Origin of the sequence: Pseudomonas machongensis (assembly GCF_034961125.1) — a bacterium.
Lineage (GTDB): Bacteria > Pseudomonadota > Gammaproteobacteria > Pseudomonadales > Pseudomonadaceae > Aquipseudomonas > Aquipseudomonas machongensis.
Genome location: NZ_JAYFUI010000072.1, coordinates 40,967 through 52,660, shown reverse-complemented (window position 1 = coordinate 52,660; position 11,694 = coordinate 40,967). Strand labels below are relative to the sequence as shown.

The following is an 11,694-nucleotide window of genomic DNA, read 5'->3' as shown; positions in this document are numbered from 1 at the left end:
GGAAATTTCCTCAAGCAGTGTCGGCACAGGGAGGAGACCCTGTGCCTGCAAGGCGATCTTCAAAATAAAAATCCGGAGTGTTTCAGATGTCGTCTCGTGAGACTGGGAATGTGAAGTGGTTCAACGATGCCAAGGGTTTTGGCTTCATTCAGCGCGACGGAGGAGCGGATGTGTTCGTCCACTATCGTGCGATCCGCGGTGAGGGGCATCGTACCCTGGTCGAGGGACAGCAGGTCGAATACTCCCTGGTGCAGGGCCAGAAAGGCCTGCAGGCAGAGGACGTGGTCGGTCTCTGACACCTAGTCGGCACGCTTCAAGCTGCAGGTTGTCCGTGGAACTTGCAGCCTGATGCGAGCTTTTTCAGCTGGTGCGCCAGGTGATTTCCTCTTCACCGTCGGCGCTGATGCGGATCCAGCGATCGGCATCCTCTTCACCATCCTCCTCGACCCAACTGCCCGGCGCGCAGCGCACTTCGACATTGAGCGCAGCGAAGGCGGCGCGGGCGCAAGCGACATCATCGGCCCACGGCGTCTGATCGCTTTCCAGGTACAGGCTGTTCCATTTCCCTACAGCCTTGGGTAACCAGGTGACCGGAATGTTACCGGCTGTGCACTTGAAGGTCTGGCCTTTCTGTTTCCATTCGCTGCATGGGCCCAAGGCCTGGGTCAGCCAGTCGGCGATCTGCTTGTGATCGACGTCGGCGTCCTTGAGGTAGATCTCGATATCGGGTTGGCGCATTTCAGGGCTCCGGGTGTGCTCAGTCTTGGCGCACGAAATAGTCATAACGCATGGAAACCGTGACGTCGAACGGCTCAGGCTGCTCGATCACGCTGGCACGTTTCTCGGCGCTGGCGCGCCAGCCGTGCGGGGTCATCGCCAGCAGGTCCGCGCGGGCTTTGCCTTCGCGCAGTGTCAGGGTGAACTCGAGCACCTCGCCGTGGGCGTGCTGCATGCCGTCCGGGACCAAGGCCAGGTGCTTGTCGTCGGCGTAGGGGCGCACTTCATCGTAGAGCATCTGGCGCAACTCCATCAGGTGGCCGCTGGTCGGTCCGACCCGCATCAGGCCGCCACCTGGGGCGAGCAGGCGCTTGGCTTCTGCCCAGTCCAGCGGGCTGAAGACACTGGCGATGAAGTTGCAACTGGCGTCCACCATCGGCACTCGAGCCATGCTGGCGACCATCCAGGTCAACTGCGGCGCGCGGCGGCAGGCGCGCTTGACTGCCTCGCGGGAGATGTCCAGGGCATAGCCGTCTGCCGTTGGCAGCGCCTGGGCGATCTGCGCGGTGTAATAGCCCTCGCCGCAGCCGATGTCGAGCCACGTTGCAGGCTGGCGCTCGGCGGCCAGTTGCGCCAGGCGCGCGGCTACCGGAGCGTAGTGACCGGCGTCGAGGAAGTCGCGGCGGGCCTCGACCATCGCTTGATTGTCGCCCGGGTCGCGGCTGTTCTTGTGCTGTACTGGCAGCAGGTTCAGGTAGCCTTGGCGGGCGCGGTCGAAGCGGTGGCCGGCAGGGCAGGCCACGCCGTTGTCGAGCTGCGCCAGCGGCGCCTGGCAGAGGGGGCAGGCAAGCATCAGGCGAGCAACCGCACCAGGGTTTGGTAGTAGATTTCGGTCAGCAGGTCCAGGTCGCTGGCCAGGATACGCTCGTCCACCTGGTGGATGGTGGCGTTGACCGGACCCAGTTCGACCACCTGGGTGCCCATGGTGGCGATGAAGCGGCCATCGGAGGTGCCGCCGCTGGTGGACGGCTGGGTGTCGCGACCGGTGACGGCCTTGATGCTCGATGACACCGCATCGAGCAGCTCACCCGGTTCGGTGAGGAACGGCAGGCCCGACAGCGCCCAGTCGATCGACCAGTCCAGCTGGTGCTTGTCGAGGATCGTCGCGACCCGCTGCTGCAGGCCTTCGACGGTCGACTCGGTGGAGAAGCGGAAGTTGAACAGCGCGACCAGGTCGCCCGGGACCACGTTGGTGGCGCCGGTGCCGGAGTTGAGGTTGGAGATCTGGAAGCTGGTCGGCGGGAAGAAGGCATTGCCCTCGTCCCAGTGCTCGGCGGCAAGTTCTGCCAGGGCCGGTGCGGCCAGGTGGATCGGGTTGCGGGCCAGGTGCGGGTAGGCCACGTGACCCTGCTTGCCGCGCACGGTCAGCTTGGCGCCGAGCGAGCCGCGACGGCCGTTCTTGACCACGTCCCCGAGCAGCGTGGTGCTCGACGGCTCGCCGACGATGCACCAGTCCAGGCGCTCGTTGCGGGCCTTGAGCAATTCGACCACCGCTTTGGTGCCGTGATGCGCCGGACCTTCCTCGTCACTGGTGATGAGGAAAGCCACCTTGCCGCGGTGATTGGGGTAATCGTTCACGAAGCGCTCACTGGCGATCACCATCGAGGCCAGGCTGCCTTTCATGTCGGCAGCACCGCGGCCGCAGAGCATGCCGTCGGCGTCGATCAGCGCGTCGAAAGGCTCATGCTGCCATTGCTGCACGGGGCCGGTGGGCACCACGTCGGTGTGACCGGCGAAGCACAGCACCGGGCCGTCCTGGTTGCCATGGGTGGCCCAGAAGTTGTCGACGTCCTCGAAGCGCATCGGCTCGAGCTGGAAGCCGACGGCACCCAGGCGGTTCATCATCTGGGTCTGGCAGTCGGCATCGACCGGCGTCACCGAGGGGCGACGGATCAGGTCGCAGGCCAGTTGAAGGGTGGGCGAGAGCTCGGCTGGGGCCGTCATGGGGGACTCCGGGGCAAGGCAAGGCGGGAAATCTTGGGGGCGTTATCTTATATCAAATGATTTCAGGCTTCACGGCCCATTCGCCAGCAAGTCGCAGCGGTGGTTCGCCCCTGCCAGCCCATGCACGGTCCACAGCACCGGTGCGGTACCTGTAGGAGCGGGCTTGCCCGCGAATGGGCTGCCAAGCAGCCCCCGCTACATCAGGCCTGCTGCGGTTCGGCGGCCTTTTCTCCAGGCTTGGGCAGCGACGACAGCAACGCCATCACCAATGCCGCCAGGTAAGGCAGCGACTGCACCAGCAGCATCGCTACCCAGAAGCGCATGTCGGAACTGGGCAGCCCTTGCACCAGGTAGATCCCGGCCGCGGCGCTCCACAGCAGCAACATGATGAACAGTTCTTCGCGCGCCTCGGAGATCGCCACCAGCACGCCATGGCTGTCGGCGTTCTTGGGGGTGCGGAAGAACGGCATGCTGCTGGTGAAGAAGCCGTACAGCACCGCCTTGGCGATGGTGTGCGACAACGCCAGGCCGGCCAGGGCGGCGGCGAAGGCGTCCTTCATGTTGACCCCCACCGCACGGCGGTAGAGGAAGACGATCTTGCCGACCTTGAAGAAGAACAGCGCCAGCGGCGGGATGGCAAAGATCATCAGCGGTGGATCGACGCGATGCGGCACGATGATCATCGCCGCCGACCACAACAGTGCGCCGACGGTGAAGAAAATGTTCATGCCATCGGCGATCCATGGCAGCCAGCCAGCCAGGAAGTGGTAGCGCTGGCCACGGGTCAGCTCGCTGTTCCTGCCGCGCAGCAGGGCGCCGGCGTGATGCTTGATGATCTGGATCGCACCGTAGGCCCAGCGGAAACGCTGTTTCTTGAAGTCGATGAAGGTGTCGGGCATCAGGCCCTTGCCATAGCTGTTGTGGGCGTAGGCAGCCGACAGCCCCTTCTCGAACACTCGCAGGCCCAGCTCGGCATCCTCGCAGATGCACCATTCGGCCCAGCCCAGCTCTTCGAGCACGCTGCGCCGGGTCATGGTCATGGTGCCGTGCTGGATGATCGCGTCACGGTCGTTGCGGGTGACCATGCCGATGTGGAAGAAGCCCTTGTATTCGCTGTAGCACAGCTTCTTGAAGGCGCTCTCGTACTGGTCGCGGTAGTCCTGCGGCGACTGCACCACGGCGATCTTCGGGTCGGCGAAGTGCGGAACCATGTGCTTGAGCCAGTTGCGGTCGACGCAGTAGTCCGAGTCGATCACCGCGATCACCTCGGCGTCTTTGGCGGTGTGCGGGATCAGGTAATTCAGTGCGCCGCCCTTGAAGCCCGCCAGCGGGGCCACATGGAAGAACCTGAAGCGCTCGCCGAGTTTCTCGCAGTGGGCCTTGAGCGGCTCCCACACGGCCGGGTCCTTGGTGTTGTTGTCGATCACCAATACTTCGTAGTCTGGATAGTCCAGGGCGGCGAGGGCGTCGAGGGTCTGTTTCACCATCTCCGGTGGCTCGTTGTAGCACGGCACGTGCACCGAGACCTTGGGCCGGTACGCAGCGTCGCCCTGCACCGGCAGGAACTCGCGTCGTCGCTTGTGAATCCATACGGCCTCGGCCAGCTCGTGGGCCTCGGTGAGCAAGACGATGAACACGCCGATGGCGCCGAGGGCCAGAAGCAAGCCTACGGTCAGGCTGAACCAGGTGCTGTACTGCTGGCTGTAGTCGTAGGCGATCCACACCAGCACCGACCCGCAGAGGAAGGTGATGAAGGTCAGGAAAGTGCGTCCGCGTTGGCGCAGGGCCGAGCCGTCGATCAGCAGCACGGTCAGGGCGATCATCGCCAGCACCACCGAAGCCACGGCCAGGGCTCGCCATTGTGGAATGGCGACCACCGGCCCTTCGAAGTTGAATTTCTGCTGGCGTTCGGCGTTGAACACGCCCCAGTAGGCGCCCACCGAGCCTTCGTCGCTGGCTTTCCAGGGTTGGTCGTAGGCTTCGATCACGAAGTAGTTGAAGCCGCGGCGGTTCAAGGTGTTGACCAGGGTGCGCAGGTAGATCGCCTGGTCGGCCTGGGTCGCATCGGCGCCGCCGCGCATGCGGCCATTGCTCGGCCAGCCCACTTCCGACAGCAGCAAGGGTTTGCGCGGGAACTGGCGCTTGAGGTCGCGGGCGCGGTCGAGTACGAACTGGATCGAGTCGCCCACCGGTACGAACTCCCAGTAAGGCAGGATGTGCGCGGCGATGAGGTCGACGTGCTTGGCCAGTTCCGGATGCTCTTTCCAGATGTGCCATTGCTCACTGGTGGTAACGGGGACTTTGACTGCGGCCCGCACTCGGTCCAGGTAATTGATCAGCGCCTCTGGCGTGATTTCTTCGCGGAACAGTGCTTCGTTGCCCACCACCACTCGCACCACGCTGCGCGAGCTGTTGGCCAGGCCGATGGCTTTTTCGATCTCGCGCTCGTTGCGCTCCAGGTCTGTACTGATCCAGATGCCCAGGGTCACACGCAGACCCAGCTCCTCGGCCAGGTGCGGAATCTCCGCCTGGGTGCCCTCGACGGTGTAGATACGGATGCTGTCGGTGAGCTTGCTGAGTTGCTCCAGATCCTGACGCATCTCGTCTTCGCTGGGGTACTGGCCCTTTTGCGGGCTTTCACCGAGACGGAAGGGTGAGTAGGAGAAGCCGGAGATCTGTTCTGGCCAGGCAGGGGCCGACACCGGGCGGTTGATCAGCGCCCAGAAGCCGGTGAACAGCGCGGCAATGGCCAGCACCACTACCAGGTTGAGACCGAATTTGCGTGATGACATAGGTGATTCAGTTTCCGAGGCAGGGAGCGGGAAGCTCGCGTCGTGGATCCCGCTCTGTTGTCGTCCAGATCTGCTTGTTTGATAAGACATTAAAGCAGGATTGGTAGGCTGTTTCCTAATGAACGCGCGCCGCGCCAAGACACCCCTCATGTCGACAAGCCCGCACCGGCGTGTCCGCATGGCATATAATGCGCGCCGGTTTTTTCGGGGTATGAACATGAGCACAGAAGATCCACGCTTTGCCGGTGTCGCCCGGCTGTACGGCGATGACGGCCTGCAACGCCTGCGTCAGGCCCACGTGGCAGTCGTCGGCATCGGCGGCGTGGGTTCCTGGGCGGCGGAAGCCCTGGCGCGCAGCGGCGTGGGTGAAATCAGCCTGTTCGATCTGGACGATGTCTGCGTCAGCAACACCAATCGCCAGGCCCATGCACTGGAGGGGCAGGTGGGGCGCTCGAAGGTCGAGGTCATGGCCGAGCGCCTGCGTGCGATCAACCCGGCCTGCACCGTGCATGCGGTCGCTGACTTCGTCACCCGTGACACCATGCTCGAATACATCACCGAGTCGCTGGATTGCGTGATCGACTGTATCGACAGCGTGCAGGCCAAGGCCGCGCTGATCGCCTGGTGCCGCCGACGCAAGATTGCCATTGTCACCACAGGTGGTGCGGGCGGCCAGATCGATCCGACCCAGATCCAGATTGGCGACCTCAACAAGACCTTCAACGACCCACTGGCGTCGCGGGTACGTTCCACCTTGCGCCGGGACTACAACTTCTCGCGCAATGTCAGCCGTAATTACGGGGTGCCCTGTGTGTTCTCCAGCGAGCAACTGCGCTACCCCAAGGGCGATGGCAGTGTTTGCCTGCAGAAGAGCTTCGTGGGGGAAGGCGTGCGCCTGGATTGCTCGGGGGGCTTCGGCGCGGTGATGATGGTCACCGCGACCTTCGGCATGGTGGCCGTGAGCAAGGCGGTGGAGAAGCTGGTGGCGGGGGCGCGGCGGCCCTCGGAGCGGGTCAAGGCGCAATAAGCGCGCGGGCTCTTCGCGGGTAAACCCGCTCCCACAGGGGCTGGATTTATCCGCGAAGCACGTGCTGCCGACTCAAGGGTTGGTCACCAACTCCGTCATCCGCAACAACACCGCATGCAGCCCATTGCTGCGTGAAGGCGAGAGCTGCCGCTCCAGCCCCAGTTGTGTGAACCACGCACGCAGGTCCAACGCGGCCAACGCTTCGCTGTCCAGCCCCTGTACTCGCACCAGCAGCAGCGCCAGTAGACCGCGCAGCAGCCGGGCATCGCTGGTGGCCCTGAAGCGCCACTGTCCGTCGACCTGGCCAGCCACCAACCAGACCAGGCTTTCGCAGCCATGTACGCGGTTGGCGTCGGTCTTGTCAGACTCGTCCAGTGGCTCCAGGCGATCGCCTATCTGCATCAACAGGCGTGCGCGCTGTTCCCAGCCTTTTGCCTGGGTGAAGGTGTCCAGTGCCTGCTGGGCGTCGGCAGGCAGGCTCACCGCAGCAGCTCCAGGCCCTGGTCGAGCGCATCGAAGAAGCGCTGCAGGTCGTCGCTGTCGTTGTACAGCCCCAGCGAAACGCGGATCGCGCCTTCCAGCCCCAGTCCCTTGAGCAATGGCATCGCGCAATGGTGGCCGGCGCGCACTGCGATCCCTTGTTCGGTCAGCAGGTGGGCGATATCGGCGTTGTGCACGCCATCGATGACGAAACTGGCCAGTGCGCTCTGTGGGGTGCCGAGCATGCGCACGCCTTCGCGGTCGGCCAGGCCGCGCACCAGGTGCTGGTGCAGGCTGGCTTCGTGGGCTGCCACGGCCGCAGGATCGAGGCTGGCAAGGTAATCGAGGGTCGCGCCCAGGCCGATGACACTGGCGATCGGCGGCGTGCCCGCCTCGAAGCCCAGTGGCGCGGGACGAAAGCTTGCCTCGTGGTAGTCGGCCAGTTGCACCATCTCGCCGCCGAACTGCCAGTGGCGCAGCCGTGCCAGGGCCTCTGTGCGGCCATAGAGCGCGCCAACCCCATCCGGGCCATATAGCTTGTGGCTGGAAAATACGTAGAAATCGCAGCCCAGTTGCTGCACGTCGTGGCGGCCATGAACCACGCCCTGGGCGCCATCGACCACGCTCAGAGCGCCTTGGGCGCGGGCATGAGCGAGCAGTGCTGGCAGGGGCTGCCAGGTCCCGAGGACGTTGGACAACTGGCTGAGGGCTACCAGGCGGGTACGTGGGCCGATCAGTTGCAGGGCCTGGTCGAGGTCGATCCGGCCATGTTCGTCCAGCGGCAGCACTACCAGGCGCAGATTGCGGCGCCGCGCCAATTGTTGCCAGGGCAGCAGGTTGGCGTGGTGCTCCAGCGCGCTGACGGCGATTTCGTCGCCGGCTTCGAAGCCATGCTCCAGCCCGTATGCCAGCAGGTTGAGCGCCGAGGTGGCGCCGTGGGTGAAGATGATCTGCCGGGAGTCAGCGGCGTTGAGCCAGGCAGCAACCTTGTCGCGGCTGGTCTCGAATGCCTGGGTCGCCAGCGCGCCAGGCAGGTGCTGGGCGCGGTGCACATTGGCTGCACCATGGCTGTAGTAGTGGCTCAGGGCCTCGAGCAGGGCTTGGGGTTTCTGCGTTGTGGCGGCGCTGTCCAGGTAGGTCTGGTGCTGCCGTTGCAGGGCGGTGATGGCGGGAAAGTCGGCACGCCAGGGGGAGGGCTGGAACATGATCGCGGGGCCTGGAATGAAAATCGGGTCTGGCGTGGTGCCAGACCCGATCTTAACATCTCAGACGCCGAGAGTCCGCTGATCGCGGGCAAGCCCGCTTCTACAGAGGCCTGCAAGGTTCTCAGTTGTGTGCGTGCAGCGCCTCGTTCAGCTCGATGGCCGACTTGTGGGTCTTGCACTCGACTGCGCCGTTGAGCGAGTTGCGACGGAACAGCAGGTCGGTCTGGCCGGCCAGGTCACGGGCCTTGACCACCTTGACCAGCTCATTGTGCTCGTCGAGCAGGTTCACCTTGGTGCCAGCGGTGATGTAAAGGCCGGCTTCGACAGTGTTGCGGTCGCCCAGCGGGATACCGATACCAGCGTTGGCGCCGATCAGGCAGCCTTCGCCAACCTTGATGACGATGTTGCCGCCACCGGACAGGGTGCCCATGGTCGAGCAACCACCACCCAGGTCCGAGCCCTTGCCGACGAACACGCCTGCCGAGACACGGCCTTCGATCATGCCCGGGCCTTCGGTGCCAGCGTTAAAGTTGACGAAGCCTTCGTGCATGATGGTGGTGCCTTCACCGATATAGGCGCCCAGGCGCACGCGGGCGGTGTCGGCGATACGCACGCCGCTCGGGACCACGTAGTCGGTCATCTTCGGGAACTTGTCCACCGAGAACACTTCCAGCAGTTCGCCCTTCAGGCGTGCTTCCAGTTGCTGCTCGGCCAGTTCGGCCAGGTCGATGGCACCCTGGTTGGTCCAGGCCACGTTCGGCAGCAGCGGGAAGATGCCGGCCAGGGAAACGCCGTGCGGCTTGACCAGGCGGTGCGACAGCAGGTGCAGCTTGAGGTAGGCCTCTGGGGTCGAGGTCAGCGCGCCGTCTTCGGCGAGCAGGGTGGCGACCAGCGGCTTGTGGCTTTCGGCCAGGCGGGTCAGCAATGCGTGCTGGGTGGCATCCACGCCCTTGACCGCGTCGGCGAGCTGGGCGGCCTGGGCCGGGCTGAAGGCGATCGCCTGGTTGCCGCCTTCGTAACCGAGGATCGGAGCGACGGCCGCGACCAGCTCGGTGGACGGGTTGAGCAGGGGCTGAGCGTAGAAGACTTCCAGCCAGGTGCCCTGGCGGTTCTGGGTGCCGACACCGAAGGCCAGGCTGAACAGAGTGGTGGACATGCAATTACCTCGTGCGAAATAGGGTGTGGAGCGGAATCAGGCCAGTGCCGCGGCGTACAGGTCGGGCTTGAAGCCCACCAGGGTGCGGTCACCCAGATCGAGCACCGGGCGCTTGATCATCGACGGTTGAGCCAGCATCAGCTCGATGGCCTTTGCCTGGTTCAGGTCGGCCTTGCTGGCCTCGTCGAGCTTGCGGAAGGTGGTGCCGGCGCGGTTCAGCACGACTTCCCAGCCGTGCTCGTCGCACCAGCGCTCGAGGCTGTCACGGTCGATGCCTTGGGTCTTGTAGTCGTGGAACGCGTAACCGATGGCCTGTTCTTCAAGCCAGGTGCGGGCCTTTTTCATGGTGTCGCAGGCTTTGATGCCGTAGAGAGTGTAAGCCATTGAATGCCTGGGGCTGCCGGGCCGGACCTGGCGTCCCCGATACTCCTTGAAGAATGGGTGGGGCGATTATGCGGTATCGATGGGCCTGGCGCCACGGCTTGCTGTCCGGCTAGGCGATCGATCTGTGTCACGACCTCTCAGGTAGTATTGTGTTACATATTCCCGGGTGGCGTTCGACCATGGTTCAGCGGTGCATCATCACCGCTCGCCGCTAACATATTGTTTCAAGGGCGAAGTCTGGCCCTTTTTTTCGTGTCTGCTTTCATACAGGAAGTCTTGTCAATGCAGTCAGCCTATACCGTTCTTATCCTGCTGATGCTGGTGAGCCTTTCCAAGCTGGTCGGACGCATGGTGCCGCTGCCCTTGCCGCTGGTGCAGATCGCGGCCGGCGCGCTGCTGGCCTGGCCCACGCTTGGGCTGCATGTGGCCCTCGATCCCGAGCTGTTCCTGTTTCTGTTCCTGCCGCCGCTGCTGTTCGCCGATGGCTGGCGCATCCCCAAGCGTGAGCTCTGGCGCATTCGTGGCCCGGTGGTGGCCTTGGCCGTGGGGTTGGTGCTGTTCACCGTGGTGGGGGCGGGGTACTTCATTCACTGGATCCTGCCAAGCATTCCACTGCCGGTAGCGTTCGCCCTGGCCGCGGTGCTCTCGCCCACTGATGCGGTGGCGGTTTCGGCGATTACCCAGGATCGCCTGCCAACCCCCTTGATGCATATGCTCCAGGGCGAAGCGCTGATGAACGATGCTTCGGGCCTGGTGACGTTCAAGTTCGCGTTGGCAGCTGCCATTACCGGGGTATTTTCGTTGACCGATGCCAGCCTGACGTTCGTGCTGGTAGCCATCGGCGGGCTTGCGGTTGGCGTGGGCCTCAGCTGGCTGGTGGGGCGCTTGCGTGCCTGGATGATCGCCCGGGGCTGGGACGATCCAGCGACGCATGTGGTGTTCATGCTGCTGTTGCCGTTTGCCGCCTACGTGCTGGCCGAACGGCTCGGTGTCTCGGGCATTCTCTCTTCGGTGGCGGCAGGGATGATGCAGAGCTGGCTCGACCTGTTGCCGCGCCAGACCAGCACGCGGCTGCTCAACCGCAGCGTCTGGTCGCTGCTGGAGTTCGCCTTCAATGGTCTGATCTTCCTGCTGCTGGGCTTGCAATTACCCGACATCATCAAGGCAGTTGTCAGCCACGAAACGTCGTTGTGGCCGACCCTGGCCTGGCGTTGCCTTGATGTGGTGGCGATCTTCGTGGCGTTGGTGCTGCTGCGGTTCGTCTGGGTACAGAGCGTGTGGCGCGCTATCGGCGTGGTGCGCCGCTGGCGCGGTAAGTCGGCGTTGGTGCTGATGCCCAGCGCACGTTCGTGCTGGCTGTTGACCCTTGGCGGTGTGCGTGGGGCTGTGACCTTGGCGGGTGTGATGTCGGTACCCTTGCTGATCGGGGCCGGCCAGGCGTTCCCGGAGCGTGATCTGCTGATCTTCATTGCCGCCGGGGTGATCCTGCTGTCGCTGATCAGTGCCTGCATCGCCCTGCCGATCCTGTTGCGCGGGGTGACCAAGAGCCCGGACGAGCGCCTGCACCAGGAGGTGCAGGAAGCCTGGAGGCGCACTGCGGAAGCCGCCATCCATGCCTTGGAGGCCGAGGAGGTCGTCGATGCCAATGCCCCGCAGGATGCCGCCCAGGCGACGCTGGCGACCGAGCTGAAGGCGCGCTTGATGGCGGAGTACCGGGACGAGCTGGACAGCTACAACGACAGCGCCGAAGCACGTGCATTGGCCGAGCAGATGGATCTTCTGGAGCGCCGCCTGCGCCTGCGCGCATTGCGCGCGCAGCGGCTGGAGCTCTACAGCCTGCACCGCCAGCACCTGGTGGGGGATGAAGTAGTGCGCCAGGTGCTGGGGGAATTGGACATGAGCGAGGCGAACCTGGGGCAGGTTCGTTAG

At 64.3% G+C, this 11,694-nt stretch carries 11 protein-coding genes; 3 read left to right on the top strand and 8 right to left on the bottom strand.

Features of this window, described 5'->3' with window-relative positions; genetic code table 11:
- Nucleotides 1-86 precede the first annotated feature (86 nt).
- The gene (locus tag VA602_RS06465; RefSeq protein ID WP_065862298.1) at nucleotides 87-296 is read left to right on the top strand and encodes a cold-shock protein; all 210 of its coding nucleotides are present in this window, start codon (nucleotides 87-89) and stop codon (nucleotides 294-296) included.
- Between the two features lie 64 nt (nucleotides 297-360).
- On the opposite strand, the gene VA602_RS06460 is transcribed toward VA602_RS06465, so the two are convergent.
- From VA602_RS06460 to VA602_RS06445, 4 genes are all read right to left on the bottom strand, one after another.
- On the bottom strand, nucleotides 361-738 hold the full coding sequence (locus VA602_RS06460) for a hypothetical protein (RefSeq protein WP_054894467.1): 378 nt from the start codon (nucleotides 736-738) through the stop codon (nucleotides 361-363).
- A 19-nt stretch (nucleotides 739-757) separates the two neighbouring features.
- On the bottom strand, nucleotides 758-1,570 hold the full coding sequence (locus tag VA602_RS06455; protein ID WP_323452807.1) for a putative RNA methyltransferase: 813 nt from the start codon (nucleotides 1,568-1,570) through the stop codon (nucleotides 758-760).
- Nucleotides 1,570-2,721, bottom strand: coding sequence for a succinyl-diaminopimelate desuccinylase (gene dapE / locus VA602_RS06450; protein WP_323452806.1), 1,152 nt, complete (start codon nucleotides 2,719-2,721; stop codon nucleotides 1,570-1,572). The genes VA602_RS06455 and dapE overlap by 1 nt, the downstream gene beginning before the upstream one ends.
- A gap of 200 nt (nucleotides 2,722-2,921) precedes the next feature.
- The gene (locus tag VA602_RS06445) at nucleotides 2,922-5,513 is read right to left on the bottom strand and encodes a glycosyltransferase (protein ID WP_323452805.1); all 2,592 of its coding nucleotides are present in this window, start codon (nucleotides 5,511-5,513) and stop codon (nucleotides 2,922-2,924) included.
- 217 nt (nucleotides 5,514-5,730) lie between these two features.
- Between VA602_RS06445 and tcdA the strand changes: the two genes are divergently transcribed.
- A complete protein-coding gene (gene tcdA / locus VA602_RS06440) occupies nucleotides 5,731-6,540 on the top strand; it encodes a tRNA cyclic N6-threonylcarbamoyladenosine(37) synthase TcdA (RefSeq protein ID WP_065862293.1) in 810 nt (269 codons plus the stop codon).
- Nucleotides 6,541-6,612: 72 nt separating this feature from the next.
- Here tcdA and VA602_RS06435 read toward each other — a convergent pair whose 3' ends face one another.
- From VA602_RS06435 to VA602_RS06420, 4 genes are all read right to left on the bottom strand, one after another.
- Nucleotides 6,613-7,023 carry a SufE family protein gene (locus VA602_RS06435; RefSeq protein ID WP_323452804.1) on the bottom strand — a complete coding sequence of 137 codons (411 nt, stop codon included), beginning with the start codon at nucleotides 7,021-7,023 and terminating at the stop codon, nucleotides 6,613-6,615.
- Entirely contained in the window at nucleotides 7,020-8,225 is a 1,206-nt protein-coding gene (locus tag VA602_RS06430) for a cysteine desulfurase (protein WP_125931539.1), read from the bottom strand. Before VA602_RS06430 ends, VA602_RS06435 begins: the two co-directional genes overlap by 4 nt.
- Nucleotides 8,226-8,346: 121 nt before the next feature.
- The gene (dapD, locus tag VA602_RS06425) at nucleotides 8,347-9,381 is read right to left on the bottom strand and encodes a 2,3,4,5-tetrahydropyridine-2,6-dicarboxylate N-succinyltransferase (RefSeq protein ID WP_054891087.1); all 1,035 of its coding nucleotides are present in this window, start codon (nucleotides 9,379-9,381) and stop codon (nucleotides 8,347-8,349) included.
- A 36-nt stretch (nucleotides 9,382-9,417) separates the two neighbouring features.
- Nucleotides 9,418-9,765 carry an ArsC family reductase gene (locus tag VA602_RS06420; protein WP_054891086.1) on the bottom strand — a complete coding sequence of 116 codons (348 nt, stop codon included), beginning with the start codon at nucleotides 9,763-9,765 and terminating at the stop codon, nucleotides 9,418-9,420.
- Between the two features lie 282 nt (nucleotides 9,766-10,047).
- Between VA602_RS06420 and VA602_RS06415 the strand changes: the two genes are divergently transcribed.
- A complete protein-coding gene (locus VA602_RS06415) occupies nucleotides 10,048-11,694 on the top strand; it encodes a Na+/H+ antiporter (RefSeq protein WP_323452803.1) in 1,647 nt (548 codons plus the stop codon).

Coding starts and splice junctions, on each gene's coding strand:
- VA602_RS06465 (WP_065862298.1), top strand. CDS start 87: ATGTCGTCTCGTGAGACTGGGAATGTGAAGTGGTTCAACGATGCCAAG.
- VA602_RS06460 (WP_054894467.1), bottom strand. CDS start 738: ATGCGCCAACCCGATATCGAGATCTACCTCAAGGACGCCGACGTCGAT.
- VA602_RS06455 (WP_323452807.1), bottom strand. CDS start 1,570: ATGCTTGCCTGCCCCCTCTGCCAGGCGCCGCTGGCGCAGCTCGACAAC.
- dapE (WP_323452806.1), bottom strand. CDS start 2,721: ATGACGGCCCCAGCCGAGCTCTCGCCCACCCTTCAACTGGCCTGCGAC.
- VA602_RS06445 (WP_323452805.1), bottom strand. CDS start 5,513: ATGTCATCACGCAAATTCGGTCTCAACCTGGTAGTGGTGCTGGCCATT.
- tcdA (WP_065862293.1), top strand. CDS start 5,731: ATGAGCACAGAAGATCCACGCTTTGCCGGTGTCGCCCGGCTGTACGGC.
- VA602_RS06430 (WP_125931539.1), bottom strand. CDS start 8,225: ATGTTCCAGCCCTCCCCCTGGCGTGCCGACTTTCCCGCCATCACCGCC.
- dapD (WP_054891087.1), bottom strand. CDS start 9,381: ATGTCCACCACTCTGTTCAGCCTGGCCTTCGGTGTCGGCACCCAGAAC.
- VA602_RS06420 (WP_054891086.1), bottom strand. CDS start 9,765: ATGGCTTACACTCTCTACGGCATCAAAGCCTGCGACACCATGAAAAAG.
- VA602_RS06415 (WP_323452803.1), top strand. CDS start 10,048: ATGCAGTCAGCCTATACCGTTCTTATCCTGCTGATGCTGGTGAGCCTT.